This is a genomic window from Pseudomonas sp. MD195_PC81_125, assembly GCF_014060985.1.
GTDB lineage: Bacteria > Pseudomonadota > Gammaproteobacteria > Pseudomonadales > Pseudomonadaceae > Aquipseudomonas > Aquipseudomonas parakoreensis.
The window spans coordinates 1-18,163 of record NZ_JABULD010000214.1 but is presented as its reverse complement, the minus strand read 5'-3'; the positions used below and the strand labels follow the sequence as shown (position 1 = coordinate 18,163).

General features: G+C 61.9%; 12 protein-coding genes and 1 pseudogene. 9 read left to right on the top strand and 4 right to left on the bottom strand.

Annotation, left to right across the window (positions count from 1 at the left end; genetic code table 11):
- Nucleotides 1-167: 167 nt before the first annotated feature.
- From HT737_RS09190 to HT737_RS09180, 3 genes are all read left to right on the top strand, one after another.
- Nucleotides 168-1,655 (top strand): glucosyltransferase domain-containing protein, encoded by a 1,488-nt coding sequence (locus HT737_RS09190; RefSeq protein WP_182402301.1) that lies wholly within the window; start codon nucleotides 168-170, stop codon nucleotides 1,653-1,655.
- Between the two features lie 114 nt (nucleotides 1,656-1,769).
- Nucleotides 1,770-2,132 carry a GtrA family protein gene (locus HT737_RS09185; RefSeq protein WP_095668397.1) on the top strand — a complete coding sequence of 121 codons (363 nt, stop codon included), beginning with the start codon at nucleotides 1,770-1,772 and terminating at the stop codon, nucleotides 2,130-2,132.
- On the top strand, nucleotides 2,129-3,769 hold the full coding sequence (locus HT737_RS09180) for a glycosyltransferase family 39 protein (RefSeq protein WP_182402299.1): 1,641 nt from the start codon (nucleotides 2,129-2,131) through the stop codon (nucleotides 3,767-3,769). The genes HT737_RS09185 and HT737_RS09180 overlap by 4 nt, the downstream gene beginning before the upstream one ends.
- Here HT737_RS09180 and HT737_RS09175 read toward each other — a convergent pair.
- Together HT737_RS09175 and HT737_RS09170 are read right to left on the bottom strand one after the other, a co-directional pair.
- Nucleotides 3,690-5,309, bottom strand: coding sequence for an FMN-binding glutamate synthase family protein (locus HT737_RS09175; RefSeq protein ID WP_145594724.1), 1,620 nt, complete (start codon nucleotides 5,307-5,309; stop codon nucleotides 3,690-3,692). The genes HT737_RS09180 and HT737_RS09175 overlap by 80 nt on opposite strands.
- A 241-nt stretch (nucleotides 5,310-5,550) precedes the next feature.
- Nucleotides 5,551-6,351 (bottom strand): LuxR C-terminal-related transcriptional regulator, encoded by an 801-nt coding sequence (locus HT737_RS09170; protein WP_041068300.1) that lies wholly within the window; start codon nucleotides 6,349-6,351, stop codon nucleotides 5,551-5,553.
- A 125-nt stretch (nucleotides 6,352-6,476) separates the two neighbouring features.
- On the opposite strand from HT737_RS09170, the gene HT737_RS09165 reads away from it, so the two are divergent.
- The 5 genes and pseudogenes from HT737_RS09165 to HT737_RS09145 all read left to right on the top strand — a co-directional run bounded on the left by HT737_RS09165 (nucleotide 6,477) and on the right by HT737_RS09145 (nucleotide 10,506).
- Nucleotides 6,477-7,298, top strand: coding sequence for a carbon-nitrogen hydrolase family protein (locus HT737_RS09165; RefSeq protein WP_182402297.1), 822 nt, complete (start codon nucleotides 6,477-6,479; stop codon nucleotides 7,296-7,298).
- 207 nt (nucleotides 7,299-7,505) lie between these two features.
- Nucleotides 7,506-8,832: pseudogene (locus tag HT737_RS09160) on the top strand (APC family permease).
- A gap of 76 nt (nucleotides 8,833-8,908) precedes the next feature.
- A complete protein-coding gene (locus HT737_RS09155; RefSeq protein ID WP_182402295.1) occupies nucleotides 8,909-9,343 on the top strand; it encodes an NUDIX domain-containing protein in 435 nt (144 codons plus the stop codon).
- Nucleotides 9,344-9,367: 24 nt separating this feature from the next.
- Nucleotides 9,368-10,006: a LysE family translocator gene (locus tag HT737_RS09150; RefSeq protein WP_182402293.1), complete on the top strand. Its 639-nt coding sequence runs from the start codon at nucleotides 9,368-9,370 to the stop codon at nucleotides 10,004-10,006.
- Nucleotides 10,007-10,008: 2 nt separating this feature from the next.
- Nucleotides 10,009-10,506, top strand: a complete 498-nt coding sequence (locus HT737_RS09145; RefSeq protein ID WP_182402291.1) for a GNAT family N-acetyltransferase — start codon at nucleotides 10,009-10,011, stop codon at nucleotides 10,504-10,506.
- Between the two features lie 36 nt (nucleotides 10,507-10,542).
- On the opposite strand, the gene metR is transcribed toward HT737_RS09145, so the two are convergent.
- Both metR and HT737_RS09135 read right to left on the bottom strand, forming a co-directional pair.
- A complete protein-coding gene (metR, locus tag HT737_RS09140; RefSeq protein ID WP_047296309.1) occupies nucleotides 10,543-11,460 on the bottom strand; it encodes a transcriptional regulator MetR in 918 nt (305 codons plus the stop codon).
- 121 nt (nucleotides 11,461-11,581) lie between these two features.
- A complete protein-coding gene (locus HT737_RS09135; protein ID WP_182402289.1) occupies nucleotides 11,582-16,747 on the bottom strand; it encodes a dermonecrotic toxin domain-containing protein in 5,166 nt (1,721 codons plus the stop codon).
- A gap of 317 nt (nucleotides 16,748-17,064) precedes the next feature.
- Here HT737_RS09135 and HT737_RS09130 point away from each other — a divergent pair, with 317 nt between their 5' ends.
- Entirely contained in the window at nucleotides 17,065-18,036 is a 972-nt protein-coding gene (locus HT737_RS09130) for an alpha/beta fold hydrolase (protein WP_182402302.1), read from the top strand.
- The last annotated feature ends 127 nt before the right edge of the window (nucleotides 18,037-18,163 follow it).

Below are 18,163 nucleotides of genomic sequence, written 5' to 3'. Positions count from 1 at the left end.
GCCTGCGGCAGCTCCTACAGGGTTGATACATTTCCCGTGCAGGAGCTGCCGCAGGCTGCGATCTTTTGCCGTTTTACCGCCGGTCTGAAAGAGCGATACAAACCCAGAAGCAAGGCTCAAACCTGTATCACTCAGCAATCCCGCGCGGCAGTAACCGAGGCGCAGACATGAGGGCGAGCGCATTCCTCCAGCGAGAACTCAGTCAGCGGCAAGTCGTGCTGTTCTTCCTGCTTGCCACCGCGCTGTACGTCCTGCCGCTGATCCTCGCTGACTTTCCTTACATCGACGACAACTGGCGTACGCTGGCTGCCGCGAATGCCTGGGCCGGGCAGGGCCGATTGTTTGCCGACTGGTTTTATCAGGCGCTGACGTTCACCGGGGCTGCACCGAACATCTACCCGTTACCCCTGTTGCTCGCCGTCGTGGCGATGAGTCTGGCGCTGACTCGGCTGACCATTCACTACTTTGTCGAACCGACGCTGGCCTGTTGCCTGGTCGCGTTGCCGCTCTGGTACAACCCGTTTCTGCTGCAGAACCTGTCCTATCAATACGACGGCCCGATCATGGCCTTGAGCATGGTCGCGGTGATTTACGCCATCACGTTCGACGCTTCATCGCGGGTACAGCGCTGGCTGGTACCGGCGGCGTTGCTGGCGCTGGCGATCGGGCTGTATCAGATCAGCCTCAATGTGTTTTTCGGTCTGTGTGGTGTCGAGTTGATCAGGGCTGTTCAGCGGCAAACGCAGTGGCCGCAAATCCTGCGGATGCTGGGCTGGAAGCTCGCACAAGCGGGCCTCGGCATCCTGATCTATAGCGTCACGGCTTATCCGTTCATGGAGACGTTACGAAGAACGAATCTGTTGAACCTGGACACCCACCCGCTGTTGCAGATCGGCATCAATTTCTCTCGGGTGCTGCAGAACGTTGCACTGTTGTTTCACGGCGGCTACGTCTGGGTTTTCGTGGCACTGGTGTTGTGTGCATTCGTGGGCTGTCTGCATCTGGTTCGGGGCCGCCAACGCCGTTGGCCAAGCCTGCTGCTGTGCTTGCTCACGCTGCCCGTTCTGGTCTGGCTGGTGCCCGGAATCACCCTGCTGTTTCGGGATTTCAATGAAGGCGCGCGGACCCTGATGGAGTTCGGCGTGTTACTGCTGGGGCTGTTCTATCTGGCGCACGTTGCGCTGGCGTCCGGGCACCGCCGCTTGCCCTTGCTGCTGATCATCCCGCTGCTGGCGACACTCTCGCTGTCCTTCGCCTATGGCCGGGTGCTGAGCCTGCAGAAAACCTTTGCCAACAGCGCGCTGTACAGCCTGAGCCACGACATCGCCGCCCATCGCGAGCTGCGTGAAGCGAAGCGGATTTACCTCTCAGTCAGCTACTCCGATCGCTGGCTGGTCAGTGCGACCGGTTCATTCAAACGGCTGCCGATGCTGCACTATCTACTCAACGTCGACTACTTCATGCTCGCGGAAAATCTGCCGTCAGCAGGCATCACCAACGTGGTCGCCGAACGCGAGCGGCGCAACGCCACCCACGTCGGTTATCAGGGTTTTTCAGCGCTGGTGGACAGCCTGTATTACCGGATTTACCTGATTGGCGATTACGGTTTCATCGTCATGAAGGAACCGCCTCACGGCAGGTTGCTGCAGTGGTAACCCTGACCGTCCGTCGCAATCCATCCCGCACCTGTAATTTCTGACAGTAGACCACTCAAGCGCCTTGCCCTAGCTTCGAAAGTCAGCCGTACCAAGCCATGGCAAGGAACCGTAATGAAAGGATTTCCTGCGCTGACAGTGATTGGCATCGCTGATGCACTTATCCACTGGCAGATTTTTTTCGTCCTGTGCAGCGCCATCGGGTTGACCCAGGCAGCCAGTAACTTCGCCGCATTCTGCGTGGCGGCGGCGTTCTCGTTTTACGTGAACCTGCTTTACACCTTCGACAGCAAGACATGGGTGCTCGGCTACGTGCTGTTTATCGCACTGATGGGGGGCACAAGCTTCGGTATCGGCGCGATTGCCGATACGCGCGACTGGGGCGGGCTGCTGACGGTGACAGTGTTTACCGCGCTGAACCTGATGTTGGGGTACTGCTTTTTCCGGTTCGTGCTGTTTCGAGGACAACGGACATGAAACTCTGGGTAGCCGCACCTTTTTTCAAAGACGCGAATGTTTCAGTGCGGGCCGATCAGCTGGCTTTGGCGACAGTTCTGATTATCGCGCTGTGTGTGCGGTTCTACTCCATTACTGTCCCCGTGATCTGGTATGACGAGGCCTACAGTGTGCTGCTGGCTCGAGAAACGCCGGCGCGCATCTGGGCGTTGACCGCACTGGATGTGCATCCGCCGCTGTATTACGTGCTGCTGCATTACTGGGGCATGGCCTGGGGCGATTCTGCCGGGGCGGCACGGGGCTTGAGCGTGTTGGCGGACGTTGGCAGCGTGTTGCTCGGCATCCAGTTGATGCGTCTGGTGGCCACGCGGCGGGCGACCTGGATGGCGGCACTGTTGCTGGCGCTGCTGCCCGTTTCGGTGCGCTACAGCCAGGAAGTGCGGATGTACACCCTGCTCGGATTCTGGCTGATGGCCGCGACCGTGGCGCTGGTCTGCTGGGCGCGGACACCCGGGCAAAAACGCTGGCCGTGCCTGTACGTGTTGCTGATGAGCGCGGCGTTTTACACGCATTATTTCGCCGCGGGCTGCGTACTGGTGCACTGGCTGTTCTGGTGGCGGGCGCGAGCGGATCACGCCGCGAGCCTTTCACCCCGCGCGTGGTGCCTGGCCAACGCGGCGATTGTGCTGTTGTTTGTGCCGTGGCTGCCGAATCTGCTTGAACAGTTGTCCGCCGGTGTCGCGGCGTGGATCGAGCCTGTGACCGTGCAGGCTGCACTGGGGCTGCCCTGGCAATTCATGTTGATGGAGCCGCGCGTGGCACCCGCGTCGTGGTGGCGGCTGGCGCCTTTGCTGCTGATCGTGCTCTGCGCAACGCTGATCGTGGCGCAAGGCATCGGCGAACGGCGTTACCGGCCGTTGCTGCTCGGCTACTTTTTTTATTCCGACGATCTCGCTGTTTGTCCTGGCGCTGTTCATGCCGCTGTTTCTTGCGCGCTATCTGGTGTTCGCCGGCCCCCGGCATCCCCCCTGCTTATCGCCGTGGCACTGGACTCGTTGGCACGCCGATACCCGCGCCCGGCCATGGCGCTGTTCGTGCTGGTGGTCGTCGGACAATGCTACGGTCTGGCGATGGTCTATCGCCAGGCCGATGGCATGGATGGCACCGAGATGCGCCGGGACTACCGGTTGGATGGGCTGGCCAGCCAGATCGAACGCGAGGCCCAGCCCGGCGATGACATCGTCCTCGACTCGCTGATTTCGTACTTGCCGTTTCTCTACTACAACACCAGCGCCATTGAGCCGCGGTTTCATGTGCGCACGGCGTTCCCGGCGTTCCTCGCCTCCTCGGTTCGCGGTGGCTACGCGCTGATCCCGCTCGCCAGGCGCTGGATCTATTTCCATGACCCGGCGCTGGTGCAATGCCGCCGGCACCGAGTCTGGTGGATACCGCTGGAATCGCCCGATCACTTCCGCACCCTGTTCAGCGGCGATTGGCAAACGCGGCAGACGCTGTGGAGCGGCTCGGCGGCGGCCTACCTGTTCAGCGTCAACACCGCGTCAGTCGCGACCGGTGGCCTTAAGCCGCGGCCACCTCCTGCGGCTCGAAACTGTCAGCCCGGGCCATCTGCCACATCCGCGAGTAGAACTCGCCATTGACCTCGCCCGTGAGCAACTCACCTGGCTTGAGAAACACATGCAGCTGCGAGAACAGCTTGATCTCGGTCGCCGACATGCGCCGCACCAGGTGCTTGGCCGACAGTTGTGATGGATGCTCAAGACCGGCCGCCGCCAACATTTCTGCCAGTGCCTTGAGCGTGTTGCGGTGGAAGTTGTAGACGCGCTGGGCCTTGTCCGGGACCACGAGGGCGCGTTGACGCAGGGCGTCCTGGGTGGCGACGCCGGTCGGGCATTTGTTGGTGTGGCAGCTTTGCGACTGGATGCAGCCGATGGCGAACATGAAGCCGCGCGCGGAGTTGGCCCAGTCGGCGCCGATGGCCAGCACGCTGGCGATGTCGAACGCGCTGACGATCTTGCCGCTGGCGCCGAGCTTGATCTTGTCGCGCAGGTTCAGGCCGACCAGCGTGTTATGCACAAACAGCAGGCCTTCGCGCATCGGCACGCCGATGTGGTCGGTGAACTCCACCGGCGCGGCGCCGGTGCCGCCTTCCTTGCCGTCGACCACGATGAAGTCCGGCAGGATGCCTGTTTCCAGCATGGCTTTGGCGATACCCATGAACTCCCACGGATGCCCGAGGCAGAACTTGAAGCCCACCGGTTTGCCGCCGGACAGTTCGCGCAGTTGCTGGATGAACTGCATCATTTCGATCGGCGTGGAAAACGCGCTGTGGCGTGACGGCGAGATGCAGTCTTCGCCCATCAGGATGCCGCGGGTGTCGGCGATTTCCTGAGTGACCTTGTGCTTGGGCAGGATCCCGCCGTGGCCGGGTTTGGCGCCCTGGCTCATCTTGATTTCGATCATCCGCACCTGCGGATTCTGCGCCTGGGCGGCGAAGCGTTCCGGGTCGAAACGGCCATCGCTGGTACGGCAGCCGAAATAACCGCTGCCCAGTTCCCAGGTCAGGTCGCCGCCGTGTTCGCGGTGATACGGGCTGATGCTGCCTTCGCCGGTGTCGTGGGCGAAGTTGCCGAGTTTGGCGCCCTGGTTCAACGCGCGGATGGCGTTGGCGCTGAGCGAGCCGAAGCTCATCGCCGAAATGTTGAACACCGACGCCGAATACGGCTGCGTGCATTGCGGGCCGCCGACGGTGACGCGGAAACTGCTCGGGTCGCTCAATGGCGCCGGGCGCATCGAGTGGCCGATGAATTCGAAGCCCGATTGATAGACGTCGATCAGCGTGCCGAAGGGTTTGTCGGCGGTTTCGTTCTTCGCCCGCGAATAGACCAGCGAGCGCTGAGCACGGGAGAAGGGCAGGGCGTCGCTGTCGGATTCAAGCAGGTACTGACGGATCTCCGGGCGGATGCCTTCGACCAGATAGCGGATGTTGCCCAGGATCGGGTAGTTGCGGCGTACCGCGTGCGGGCTCTGCAGCAGGTCGAACAGACCGAGCAGGCTCAGCACCCCGGTGACGGCGGTGATCGGCCACAGCCAGTCGTGTTCGAGAAAGGGCAGGCTGGCGAGGGTGAAGATCACGCAGACGGCAAAGAAGGCGTAGCGGCTCAGGAGTGACAGGCTCATACGGTTTCCTTGGTTCGGACTCAATGGTTTGCAAACCTGTGGCAGCAGGCGGGCCTGTTGATGAGATTTATTGTGGTGAGGGGATTTATCCCCGATGGGTGGCGAAGCCGCCCCAAAACCATTCACTGCGGTGTAACTGAAAGACCGCATGCATAGACTTCGGGCTGCTGCGCAGCCCATCGGGGATGAATCCCCTCACCACAGCAAATCAACTCCCACAGGAAAGCATTTCCACGCGTTATCAGGCGTTCTGCGCCTGGAGAAAAATCGAAAACAGCTCCGACTGGGATTTGATCCCCAGCTTGCTGTACATGTGTTTCTTATGGACTTTCACGGTTTCTACGGAGATTTCCAGCTTACGGGCGATTTCTTTACTGGAGCAACCGCTGAGCATCAAACGCCCGACATCCAGTTCCCGGGCAGTCAGTTGCGCGCCCTTGAGTTGCTGCACCGATGCTTCCAGTTGCACCCGCCAGTCGGCCGGTGCAGGCGCGGCAGCGAGGGCCACGGTTTCGTTGATTTCGTACGGCAGGCGCTGGCGCAACAGACCCAGCACCCACGGCTGGATCAATGACAGCAAAGCGATCTGTTCGCCAGTGAAACGTTGTTCACTGCCCAGCGACAGGCACAGCGTGCGTTCGCCTTCGAGTTGGCAATTGAACTGGATTTCGTCGGCGACCACATTCAGACGAAAGTATCGCTGGTAATACTCGGTCAGCTCGAAATGCTCCGGTGCCACCTCCGACAGGCGATACAGCCCGGTGCGCGACTGCTCGCGGCAGGCGATGTAGAACGGATCGAGCAAGTACAACCCGCGCAGATAATCCTGAAACAGCGGGTCAGGGCTGCCGTCCTCGGCGGGGCATTCGGCGAACACTTGCGGGTGCTGATCGGCACTGAACAGCAACACCACCCAGCTATCGAACGCCACGTACTGGTCGAGCAGACGCACCAGTTGTGCCCAGAAATTCGGCTTGTCCAGCGCATCGATCAACTGCCCGACGGCGCGGTGCCAAGTGATGTCATCAAACGAAACGGTCATGAATCTACCCCTATCGGGTTACCCCGGCCGCGTGATTCCCTGCCGGTTGCTTGCTGCGCATACTGGCCCACAGACAGCCACCGGGCAATCTTTCAGCGCCCGGCCCTGACCCACAAGGACTCGCAATGAAAGTCGAACTCGCCCAACTGGCGGGCCGTGACAATGGCACCGCATACAACCTCGAACGCGCCCTCGCGGCGATTGCCGCGTGCGGTGCCGACACGCAACTGATCGTATTCCCGGAAACCCACTTGATGGGCTTCCCGACGGCCGACACCGTGGCACAGATCGCCGAGCCGCTGGATGGCCCGACCGTCCGCGCGGTACTGGCCGCTGCCCGCGAGCACAACATCGCCGTGGTGATCGGCATGGCTGAGAACGACAACGGTCGCTTCTACAACACCACGCTGCTGATCACCCCCGAAGGCATCGCCCTCAAATACCGCAAGACCCACCTTTGGGCGTCGGATCGCGGCGTGTTCGAGGCCGGCGACCGCTACGCCACCTGCGAGTGGAACGGTGTGCGCGTCGGCTTGCTGATCTGCTACGACATCGAGTTCCCGGAGTCCGCCCGCGCACTGGCGCAACTGGGCGCCGAGTTGCTGATCGTGACCAACGGCAACATGGACCCGTATGCCCCGACTCACCGCACCGCGATCATGGCCCGTGCTCAGGAAAACCAGGCGTTTGCGCTGATGGTCAATCGTGTCGAGGCCGGGGATGACGGCTTGATGTTCGCCGGCGGCAGTGCGCTGGTCGATCCGCTGGGGACGTTGCTGTTCGAGGCGGGGCGCGAAGAAGGGACGTTCAGCGTCGAACTGGATTTCGACCGGTTACAGGTCGCGCGCCAGGATTACCGCTATCTGGATGATCAGCGGTTGAAGCTGCCGGGGGAGGTGGTGGAGCACGCGTGCGGATTGCGTGAGTTGCTGATTCCTGCGTGCTGATCGGGATTCTGTGTCGGTCGGACTGACGCCTTCGCGGGCAAGCCCGCTCCCACATTGACCGCGTCCCCCTGTGGGAGCGAGCTTGCTCGCGAAGAGGCCAGCCCAGGCCACACAACTGCTTGATCCAAAAAACAACAAAGCCACACCCGAAACATTCGCCGAACTCGGCTCTGCCATAAATCCAATAACATTCGGAGTAAGTCGCCCATGGCTCGTTTGCAACGCACCCTGTCACTAGGGTCGGTGGTGCTGTTCGGCATCGCCTACATGACGCCGATCATTGTCCTCGGCACCTTTGGCATCCTCGCGCAATCCACCGCCGGCATGGTCCCGGCCGCGTACCTGGCAGCACTGGTGGCGATGTTCTTCACCGCCATGAGTTACGGGCGCATGGCCGCCGCGTTCCCGCTTGCCGGTTCCGCCTACAGCTACGTGCGCAAGGCGATCAGCCCCAGGCTCGGCTTCATCGCCGGTTGGGCGGTGTTGCTCGATTACCTGTTTCTGCCGATGGCGATCTGGCTGATCGGCGCGGCGTACCTCGCTTCGGCATTCCCGTCGATCCCGCAGTGGATCTGGGTACTGGCGTTCATCGGCATCACCAGCGCAATCAACATCGTTGGCCTGAAACTGGCCAATGGCATCAATGCCTTGCTGATGCTGGTGCAATTTCTGGTGCTGATCGCCTTCGTCGCGCTGTGTGTGCACTACGTCGGCGGTGATGCGCGCACGCCGTTGTGGTCGATCAAACCGTTCTTCAACGGTGACATGCAAATGCCGCTGATCATGAGCGGCGCGGCGATTGCCTGTTATTCGTTCCTCGGCTTCGACGCGGTTAGTACGCTGACCGAAGAAACCCGCGACCCACGCCGCACCATTCCACGGGCGATCATGTTGATCACCTTGATCGGCGGGCTGATCTTCGTCGGTGTGTCGTACTTCGTGCAGATCGCCCACCCATCGTTCCAGTTCGACAGCGTCGACTCGGCGGCCTATGAAATCGCACGCAACATCGGCGGCGACCTGTTCGTCTCGATCTTCCTCATCGGCCTGATCGTCGGCCAGTTCGCTTCGGGGCTGTCGGCCCAGGCCAGCGGTTCGCGCTTGCTGTTTGCCATGGGGCGCGATGGCGTGTTGCCCAAGTCGTTTTTCGGCACCTTGCATGCGCGCTTCGGCACGCCGGTCAACAGCATCCTGCTGTGTGCGGTCGTGGCATTGCTGGCGCTGAAACTCGATGTGACCACCTCAACCTCGTTCATCAACTTCGGTGCGTTCCTGGCGTTCAGCCTGGTCAACCTGTCGGTGATTTTTCATTACTGGATCGGTGGAGAGAAAAAAAGGCCCGCGTGAGCTGGTGCTGTTTCTGATCTTTCCGTTCATCGGGCTGCTGGCGGACGTGTGGCTGATGGTCAGCCTTGATCATCTGGCGGTGTATCTGGGCTTGAGCTGGCTGGCGATTGGCGTGGTGTATCTGGCGGTGCTCACTGGCGGCTTTCGGCGGCAGCCGCCGGAGATGTTTTTTCAGGAAGCGACGTAAGATCTCCAACAGTGACTTTGCTCGGTAACGGCAAGCATGTGATGCTTGCCGTTTTTGCGCCAAAGGCTTGTCTTACATGTCGAATTTTTCCACTGAAATGCCCGCCGTGATCCGCATCGCCGCTGCGCTGTTGCTCAACCCTCAAGGCCAGACCCTGCTGGTGCGCAAGCGTGGCACCACGGCGTTCATGCAACCGGGCGGCAAGATCGAAGCGCACGAGTTGCCGGTGCACGCGCTGGCCCGCGAGCTGGAAGAAGAACTCGGGCTGACGATCGATCCGGCGCAGGCGTCTTTTCTCGGCCAGTTCTCGGCGCCGGCCGCCAACGAGCCGGGGTTTGTGGTGCAGGCGGAGATTTTTCAGCTGACAATCGACGCCGATGTGACGCCCGCTGCCGAAATCGAGGAAGTGCTCTGGGTCGATCCGGTCAGTGATCCTGCTGTCGTTCTGGCGCCATTGACACGCGACCTGATCCTGCCGTTTTATCGCCACTCGCTGACCGCGATCGCCTGATCCCCCACGCACAGGATGTCCACCATGATCCCGCTTCAAGACCTGTTGATCTTCGCCGCCGCCGCGTTGTTGATGGTACTGACGCCGGGGCCGAACATGATTTACCTGATCTCGCGTTCGATCTGTCAGGGACGCAAGGCCGGGGTTACGTCGTTGCTCGGTGTGGTGAGTGGTTTCTTCGTGCACATGTTTGCCGCGGCTGCCGGTTTGAGCGCGGTGTTTCTGGCGGTGCCGATGGCCTACGAGGTACTGAAGTGGGCCGGTGCGCTGTATTTGCTGTGGCTGGCCTGGCAAGCGCTCAAACCCGGTGCGCGTTCACCGTTCGAGGCGCAGCAATTGCCCCCGGACTCGTCGCGCAAACTGATCACCATGGGCTTTCTCACCAGTGCGTTGAACCCGAAGATTGCGGTGTTCTACCTCTCGGTGTTTCCACAATTCATCAGCCCCGAACACGGCTCGGTATTCACCCAGAGCATCCTCCTCGGCCTGACCCAGATCAGCGTCAGTTTCAGCGTCAATCTGCTGATCGCGCTGTTCGCAGCAGGCATTGCTTCCTGGTTCGTGCGCAACCCGACATGGCTGGCGCTGCAGCGTTACTTCATGGGGTTTGTACTCGCCGGTCTGGCGGTGCGCCTGATGCTTGAACAGCGCAGGACCGCCTGAGCATGTGGATCGAACGCCTCGACGCCAGCCATGCGCTGGCTTACCGCGAGCTGATGCTTGAAGCCTACGACCGCCATCCGCAGGCCTTCACCTCCAGCGTGCGCGAGCGCGCGGTGATGCCGCTGAGCTGGTGGGAAGCGCGGCTGACCAGCAAGCTGGATGTGGTGTTCGGCGCGTTCGAGGCAGGCACACTGGCCGGCATCGTCGGCCTGGCGTTCGAACCGCGAGAGAAGGCCCGCCACAAGTCGACCTTGTTCGGCCTGTACGTCTCAGCCGATTTTCGCCAGCACGGCCTGGGCCATCAGCTGGTCGAGGCTGCCATCGCTGAAGCCCAAACCCATCCCGAACTGAAAGTCCTCCAGCTCACCGTCACCGCCGGCAACGACGCCGCGTTCAACCTGTACCAGCGCTGCGGCTTCATCCAGTTCGGCCTGGAGCCATTGGCGGTGCGGGTGGGTGAAGAGTACTTCGACAAGATTCACATGTGGCGCGAACTCTGATGCCACACTGAACCGGCTCTCACAAATGGATGGGAATCAACGCACCGCACTGACCCCATCCAGCGTCGAGAACGAGGTGTCCTTGGCGGTCAGCAGGAAATCGCGCATGTACGGCGCATCGAGCATGTCGGCGCGGATCGCCGCGTACAGCGTGGCAAACAGACCTTTCTCGCCCAGGCGCTTGGCCTTCACGTAACCGCGCGAGCTGTATTCGTGCAGCGCCCAGTGCGGCATGCCGCACACGCCACGGCCGCTGGCGACCAGTTGCATCATCATCACCGACAGCTCAGAGGTGCGAACCTGCGCCGGTTCGATGTCGGCCGGTTCGAGGAAGCGGGTGAAGATGTCCAGCCGGTCGCGTTCCACCGGGTAGGTGATCAGCGTTTCCGTCAGCAGGTCTTCGGGAACGATGTACGGTTTGCTTGCCAGCGGGTGCTGGTTCGCCACTGCGAGCATCGCTTCGTAAGTGAACAGCGGCACGTAGGTGATGCCGGCGATGTCCAGCGGATCGGAGGTCACCACCAGATCCAGGTCACCGCGGGCCAGCGCCGGCAGAGGGGCGAAGGCGAAACCCGAGGCGAGGTCGAGTTCGACTTCCGGCCAGGCGTCACGGAACTGGTCGATGGTCGGCATCAGCCACTGGAAACAGCTGTGGCATTCGATCGCCATGTGCAGGCGTCCAGCGGTGCCGCCGGCCAGACGACTGATGTCGCGCTCGGCGGCGCGCAACAGCGGCAGGGTCGCGTCGGCCAGTTGCAACAGGCGCAGACCGGCGCTGGTGAAGCGTACCGGTTTGGTCTTGCGCACGAACAACGGCATGCCCATGCGCTCCTCCAGTTCCTTGAACTGGTGCGACAGCGCCGATTGGGTCAGGTGCAGACGGTCGGCGGCATCGACCAGACTGTCGGCCTCGCGCAGGGCATGCAGGGTTTTCAGATGACGGATTTCAAGCACGGCATGGCCCCATGAGGAAAACTTGTGACAAATTCGAAGGCGGTGAGTTTGTCTCATGTTGACAGTGCTGTCGACCATTCGAGCAGAAGCGGGGCATCGCCATGCCCCGCTGCTTTTTGCCCTAGAGGTCTGCGAAATGCCGGATACCCAGCGGTTTACCGATATCGCCGCGCCAGATCGCCTCGACCTGTGCCCCGCTGGCGGCCTGAACCTGCTGCCATTGCAGGCCGAGGTTGCGTTGCTCCGGCAATTTCAGGTGCGCCTTGACGAAGTCAGCGAACGGCACCTTGTCCGAGGTGTAGTGAAAGTGCGCGTACCACAGCGTGCGCGGCGGCGAGGAGGTGAGGTCGCGCACGGCGTATTCCTGAAGGAAATCCTTGCGCCCGTCAGCCCTTTTGCCCAGTGCCCGCAGCGGACCTTCGCGGCGGATGTCCACCACTTGTTGTTGCAGCAGATAATCCAGATAGCCTTCGGTAGGCGTCTTGCTGCGCAGTGACTGATCAATGCGCAGCGTACGACCGGTATGGCGCAGTTCGCGGGCCTTGTCGTGCAGTTGCAGCACCACCGGTTCGGTCGGCGACAGTTGCTCGATGGCCTGGGCACGGGTGCTCAACTCCGTCGCTTCGCTGTTGAACATGTGTTCCAGATCTACTGGCAGCATGTCCTGGCGGGCATAGCTCTGTACCTTGTTGCTGTAGGCCGGAACAGCTGCCAGACGTCTGCGCGCTTCGACCAGCAGCGGCTGAACGTCAGTTGGCAACGTTGCTGCCGTCGGGGCGGTGCGCACTTGCAGATGGTATTTGCCACTGGAGCGCGGCAGCCAGGTTTCGCGGAATCCGTCGATGCCTTCGATGGTGATGCGTTTTTCCCGGGTGCCGGCGTCGATGCTTTCCGTGCCGATCAGCAACTGGTTGTCCTCGGTTTCGAACAGTTGCTTGCCGCCAGGCTCTTTCGGCTTGATTGGCGCACGGTGCCTGATCGCGTGCCGCGCCTGCGCTTCGACCTGGGTCAGCCCCTCGAGGAACAAGCCGACCTGTTCCAGATCCAGATGCTGTGCATAACCCAGCATCCAGGCGTTGAGCTGACGACGAAAACCGGCATAGATCTGCAGGCAATCTTCGAGGATCCGATTGTGCTGGACCACGCTGGCGCTGACCTCTGGCAGGTGATGCTGGGTCAGCAACGCGCGCCCGACCTTGACCCGGGCGTCTTTGAGCTGGGTATGGAAATACGCCCAGGACAGGTCAGTGACCGCGTCGTAGCGGGTAATGATTTCCAGCAGATGCGCAGTCCTCAGGTAGTGATGGGTGTTGTCTCCCAGGTTGCGGTTGATAGCGGCCATGTCTTTCGCCATCCGGGCTTTCTGCGCGCGGTTGCTGATGCGGTTGTTCCACAGTCTGGCCTGCTCGGTGATCGCGTGCAGTTGATCGAACTCCTTGAGGAAATCCTCGCGCACCCGCTTGCGCCGGGCCATGAGTGTGATATGGACAGCGGTGTGGTCGGAGGGGACAGCATCGGACTCGGCGACCAGTGCGTCGATCCGGTTCAAGTGTTCCAGCAAGCGATCGCGGGCAACGGTGACGCGCTGCACGGCGCGGTCGACCACGATCCAGGCGCAGCGGCTCTGGATGGCTTCAATCTGCAGACGTTTGCGGCCGTGGCTCAGGGGCAGCAATTCGACAAGGTTGTCGTATTGGGCGATCGCGACGTCGATGTCATTCAGGCAGGCTGCGTCAACGGCTGTCTGTAGAGGCTTGCGCCCGGCAAGATCGAGGTTCTGGTAGTTTTCCAGCAACTGGTTGGTGGCGCGGGTCTGAGCATCGAGGCGACGGGTGTAGTTGTCGGCGGTGTTGGTCAGGGTCATTTGCCGGCGCAGTTGCCGATCGGTCCACCAGCGCGGTAGCCACTGGCGGATCGGTGCAGGCCAAAGCGGATCCAGGCCGTCGGCCAGATGCCCGAGTACCGCGCCGCCGCCAGCACCGCCACCGTCCATTACAGTGCCATGCACCGCATAGTGAGTGTTCCACTGGCCGCTGTCGTCGAGGGCGATCGGTTGTTTGTAGCTGCGCAGGCGTGTGCCGTAAAGCCTCCAGCCACGCGGCAGATCGCTGAGCTGAACCCGATAGATGCGCCCCTGACGAACAATGAAGTCGCCATCGGCGTGACGATAGACGTTGCGATAGACACCGTGGGTGGCCGGGTGCAGGCCGGCCAGGGAAATGTCGGATTCGTACTCGTAACCCTTGAAGCGGTCGAGCCATTGCCGGGCCCGTTGCCAGGACGACGACATGGTGGCGAATCCGCCCAGTGCCGTGCGTTGTCGCTGACGGGTGACCAGACGTGCTGCTGCGGGGGCCGAGACGGTTCCGGGCAGCACATCCATTGCCGCGTCGATCAGTGACAGCAGCACCGCCTCCACTTCCGCCAGACCATGCCCGAGCTCGCCGCGCAAGAACGCCGCGACGGCCAGATTGGCGCTGTTCCAGGCGTCATACAGGGCCACCGCCGTACCCACGAACGGTACCATGCCGATGGCCATTTTCAGGTAGTTGAACAATGCCCCGGATTTCAGTGCGCAGCGTTCCAGATACAACGCATCGTTGGAACGCGAACTGCTGCGATGGGCCTCCAGCAACCGGCCCATGTGCACGTTCAATAGATGAATGGCCAGCGATGTGGTCGCCGGCCAGGCCATTCCGACGCCGATCAGGGCATCGAACTTGCGCAATTGCGCCTGGTTGATGCGACTGACATGGCTGGCAAAATCGCCGCCCACGGCACGTCCGGCCAGGTAATTGACCATGTTGCTGTCCACACACCGCCTGAACAGATCCACCCGTGCCTGCTCCAGCGATTCGTATTGCCGCAGGAAGAGGGCGTCGGTGCTGTCGGGCAGGTAGAGCAGGGTCAGGCCACTGTTCTGTTCGACAATGAACGTCAGCCCGGCGAGCGTGCTCGGTCCCTGATGCGCGGTGTCTTCGCCACCGACCGTCAGGTGCACCGGCCGCAGCGCGATGCGTTGTCCATCAACGGCATACGCCTGGGGTGAAGTCGCATCGATGGCGACCTTCAGTACGGCATGGCCGGCACTGTCGATGTGCCGTTGCAGCAGGGCGCATTCACCTTGCAGCCTGAGCATCAGCCGCCACGGTTCGCTCAGGCATTCGCGGCGCCAGGCCTGCTGAAACGCAGGTTCTGTCGACGCGCCGAAAAACACCTGGCGAATCTGTTCTTCGTAACGTCCGGGCAGATCGAGCTCTGTCACCAGTTTGCGCAAGTAGACCGGGTTGAGCCCGGCCTCGACACGCTGCCGATCGGTTTCGTCTTCGGCGCTGATCCTGGCCTGCATGAACGACAGGCGCCACCACATGGCTTGATCGATGTTGTTCAGGGCCAGTTGTTCGAGGGCGAGATCGCTGCGCTTGTCGCTCGCGGTCAGGACATTGCGTTGCGGCGTGCCAGACGCGGCGCCTTCCATCACGGTTTTTTGCCAGGTCGTCGAATCGGGCAGATTGAGGCTCACGCTCACGCTTTGTTTGAGTGCGAAGTCCGTGCGCAAGCGGGCATCGATGCGTTTTTCGGCGAAGGCCTGACGCGACGGCAACTCCCGTTCGAGCAACGCATTGGCGCGATGCATGGCGCCGAGGTAGTGGCTGATCAGCGCTTTGAGCTTGGTACGGTGCGCCGCGTCGAGGTTGTCGAGCCACTCGGGCAGGGTGCCGGCCAGCGCAGCGCTGCGGTCTTGCGCCTGACGTTCGGCAACTGCCCGTTCGCGGGCCTGCGCGATCGGCACCGTCAGGCGTGGCAAGTGTTGTTCGCGCAGCTTTTCCATCTCGGCCTGGCGCTCGCCGGCACGGCCGGGCAGCGGGTTGTCGCGCAGGATCTGTGCGGCCTGTTGTTCGCATTGATAGAGCTGCTGATCGAGTGACCAGGCGAGCGGGTCATCGGTCAGTGGTGTCAGGTGCAGGGTCAGCCCGCCGTCATGGGGCGAGCGTTTGAACACGTTCTGCTCCAGTGCCGCACGCGAAGCAAAACGTTGCAGGCCGCCGAACTCGCCGGGCCAGTAAAGCAGCAGGCTGTCGGTGGAACCGGGGGCCAGCGCTGCCGGGGGGGCGATGATCAGTACACCTGGCAGCTCCTCGACGGCGCTGATGTTGTCATCTGAAGTGGCCAACGATATGCAGGCGATGACCCCCTCCGTTGGCGGCAGGTGGTGTCCCGGTGCGTCCAGCATTGCGATGACTCGCCGATATTCGGCGACGGACAGTTGCTCCAGCGTCCGTTGCAGTTCGACCTCCGCGCGCAGCCCTGCGATACGCGCCTGCAGCAGGGCCTGGTAATGCTCGTTCGAGCGGCGGCGTAATTCGAGCAGGGTCAGCGCAGTGGGGCTGTCGAGCAGGGCCGATGCGGCGTCATGGCTGGCCTGCTGAGCCTCGCTCAAGGCGTCGAGTCGTTGTGCCAGTTGTTGACGCTGCGGACTGTTCGGCTCGGCGTCGCCAAACAAGCGGTCAAGCGCACGCTGTTCAAGCGCCAGCGTCTGCCGGCGCAGATCCAGGGGAATGTCGGCCACCAGCAAGCCGAAGGGCGCAACTTCATCGATGCTTGGTCCGGCGCTCTCCGGCTGGGCGGGCGTGATGGGGAAAAACCTGTCGAGTGCGATCCCGTTGTCGCCAGTGACGGGCGAACCCGACAGCAGTGGTTCAACGCCGCGCTTGAGCGGATCACTACCGAATTCGATGAAGTCCAGCGAGGAGACTTGCAGTCGCTCCGGTTGCTGATCCGTCAGCCAGCGCTCAAGGTCGGCTTGTTTTTCGAAGCGGAGCAACGGTTGTGGGTGCGCGGGCAGGTAAAGCAGCAGCGTTTCCTCCAGTTGAAGCAGCAACGTGCCGTACAGGCGCAGCCGGCTTTTATCGACACGATTGAGTACCGGTTGCGCGACCCGCAGATCCGCCGCGACCTGGCTCGACGGGATGAGAAGCGGCTCAAGCCTGTGGCGTTGTGAGGTGTCGAGCCTGCCTTCGGCAGCCGCCCATTGAAGTGCAGCCTCGAAATGCTGGTGATAGAGGCTCAGGGCGTGCTCACGCCGCGACTGCGCAGTGCCGGGCGCGCGGGCACTCCACCAGGCGCTTTCGGGTTGCCCGGGATGCCGGGCCATGAGGTCCACCCATTGCTGGTGACAGTCGTTCAGACGAGCCGTGGCCAACAGGTGCAGATGTTGATCGACGTTGGGCTGTAGCCGCTGATCAAGGCCGAAGTCGGCGGTTACAAGGGGAGGCGAATGGGTCATGCGACAGGGCTCCAGAAGGCATGCGGTCCGGGTAATTCCGGTTTTCATGCCTATTAGAGGCACGCTGTCACGAGCCCATGCGGTACATGGTTATCGCTGGGTAATGGTTTTGTTGCTGAGGATGTACAGACCGTTACGGCCTGATTCGTTGTCGGAGAATGACCGCTCGGCAAACTTCATCAAACTGTCACGCAACTGTGGCAGCGCGCTTGAACAAACTTCATCAGACTCGCGCTCTACTGGGGTTCTGCGTTTCGGTGTTTCTTCATGCGTTTTATTTTTTTCTGTTGGCCGCGCTGTTGTTCGGCCTGCCGTCGATGGCGGCTTCGCGTTGTGACGTCAATGTACCGACTGAACGGGTCGATCTGGCCCAGGTGAGCCTGGCGTACCAGAGCATCGGCCGTGCTTCGGATCCGGCGCTGTTGCTGGTCATGGGTTTGGGCGGCCAGTTGATTCACTGGCCGGACGAGGTGGTGGTTGCGCTCTGTCAGCAGGGTTTTCGGGTGATCCGTTATGACAACCGCGATGTCGGTCTGTCGACCTGGCGGCAGGCCCCGGCCGACGCCAACCTGACCTTTGAAGTGCTGCGCTACAAGCTCGGATTGCCGGTGTCGGCGCCGTACTCGCTGAGCGACATGGCCGACGACGCGCTGGGTTTGATGGACGCGCTGCACATCGAGCAGTTTCACGTCCTGGGTGCCAGTATGGGCGGGATGATCGCTCAGCACCTGGCGGCAATGGCGCCACAACGGGTGGAAAGCCTGACACTGATCATGACCAGTTCCGGCGCCGAAGGTTTGCCGGCACCGAGTGCGGCGCTGGTGCAACTGCTGGCGCGGCGTGGCGCGCCGAATCGCGAAGTGGCGCTGGAACAGCAGGCCGATCTGCTGGCAGCGCTTGGCAGCCCGGCCGTCGCGGATGACCGGCAGGCGTTGCTGCATCAGGCAGCGGTGGCCTACGACCGGGCGTTCAACCCGGAAGGCGTGAAGCGCCAGATCATGGCGATCCTCGCCGAACCGAGCCGGGTGACGTTGCTCAATCAACTGCGGGTGCCGACCCTGGTGGTGCACGGCACGGCGGATCCGCTGTTGCCGGTGATGCACGGCGTGCATCTGGCGGCGCATATTCGTGGCAGTCAGTTGAAGCTGATTCCGGGGCTGGCCCATCGTTTTCAGGAAGCGTTCAAGGCACCGTTGCTGGCGGCGGTGTTGCCGTATTTGCAAGCGCATCGTGAAGACACTTCGCACTGGGCGCAGATCGAACCGGCGGCGAGCGGCAACCTGCTGTAGCTGAGGTTTTAAGGGTGTTGATTCGGGCCTCTTCGCGAGCAAGCCCGCACACAAATTGGCAGGCATTCTCTGTAGGAACTGCCGAAGGCTGCGATCTTTTTGCTTTTTGAAGATCAAAAGATCGCAG

Bases quoted from the DNA above. Each gene is read 5' to 3' on its own strand.
- HT737_RS09130 (WP_182402302.1), top strand. From the start codon at position 17,065: ATGGCGGCTTCGCGTTGTGACGTCAATGTACCGACTGAACGGGTCGAT.
- HT737_RS09150 (WP_182402293.1), top strand. From the start codon at position 9,368: ATGATCCCGCTTCAAGACCTGTTGATCTTCGCCGCCGCCGCGTTGTTG.
- HT737_RS09175 (WP_145594724.1), bottom strand. From the start codon at position 5,309: ATGAGCCTGTCACTCCTGAGCCGCTACGCCTTCTTTGCCGTCTGCGTG.
- HT737_RS09155 (WP_182402295.1), top strand. From the start codon at position 8,909: ATGTCGAATTTTTCCACTGAAATGCCCGCCGTGATCCGCATCGCCGCT.
- HT737_RS09190 (WP_182402301.1), top strand. From the start codon at position 168: ATGAGGGCGAGCGCATTCCTCCAGCGAGAACTCAGTCAGCGGCAAGTC.
- HT737_RS09180 (WP_182402299.1), top strand. From the start codon at position 2,129: ATGAAACTCTGGGTAGCCGCACCTTTTTTCAAAGACGCGAATGTTTCA.
- HT737_RS09170 (WP_041068300.1), bottom strand. From the start codon at position 6,351: ATGACCGTTTCGTTTGATGACATCACTTGGCACCGCGCCGTCGGGCAG.
- HT737_RS09135 (WP_182402289.1), bottom strand. From the start codon at position 16,747: ATGACCCATTCGCCTCCCCTTGTAACCGCCGACTTCGGCCTTGATCAG.
- HT737_RS09145 (WP_182402291.1), top strand. From the start codon at position 10,009: ATGTGGATCGAACGCCTCGACGCCAGCCATGCGCTGGCTTACCGCGAG.
- HT737_RS09185 (WP_095668397.1), top strand. From the start codon at position 1,770: ATGAAAGGATTTCCTGCGCTGACAGTGATTGGCATCGCTGATGCACTT.
- HT737_RS09165 (WP_182402297.1), top strand. From the start codon at position 6,477: ATGAAAGTCGAACTCGCCCAACTGGCGGGCCGTGACAATGGCACCGCA.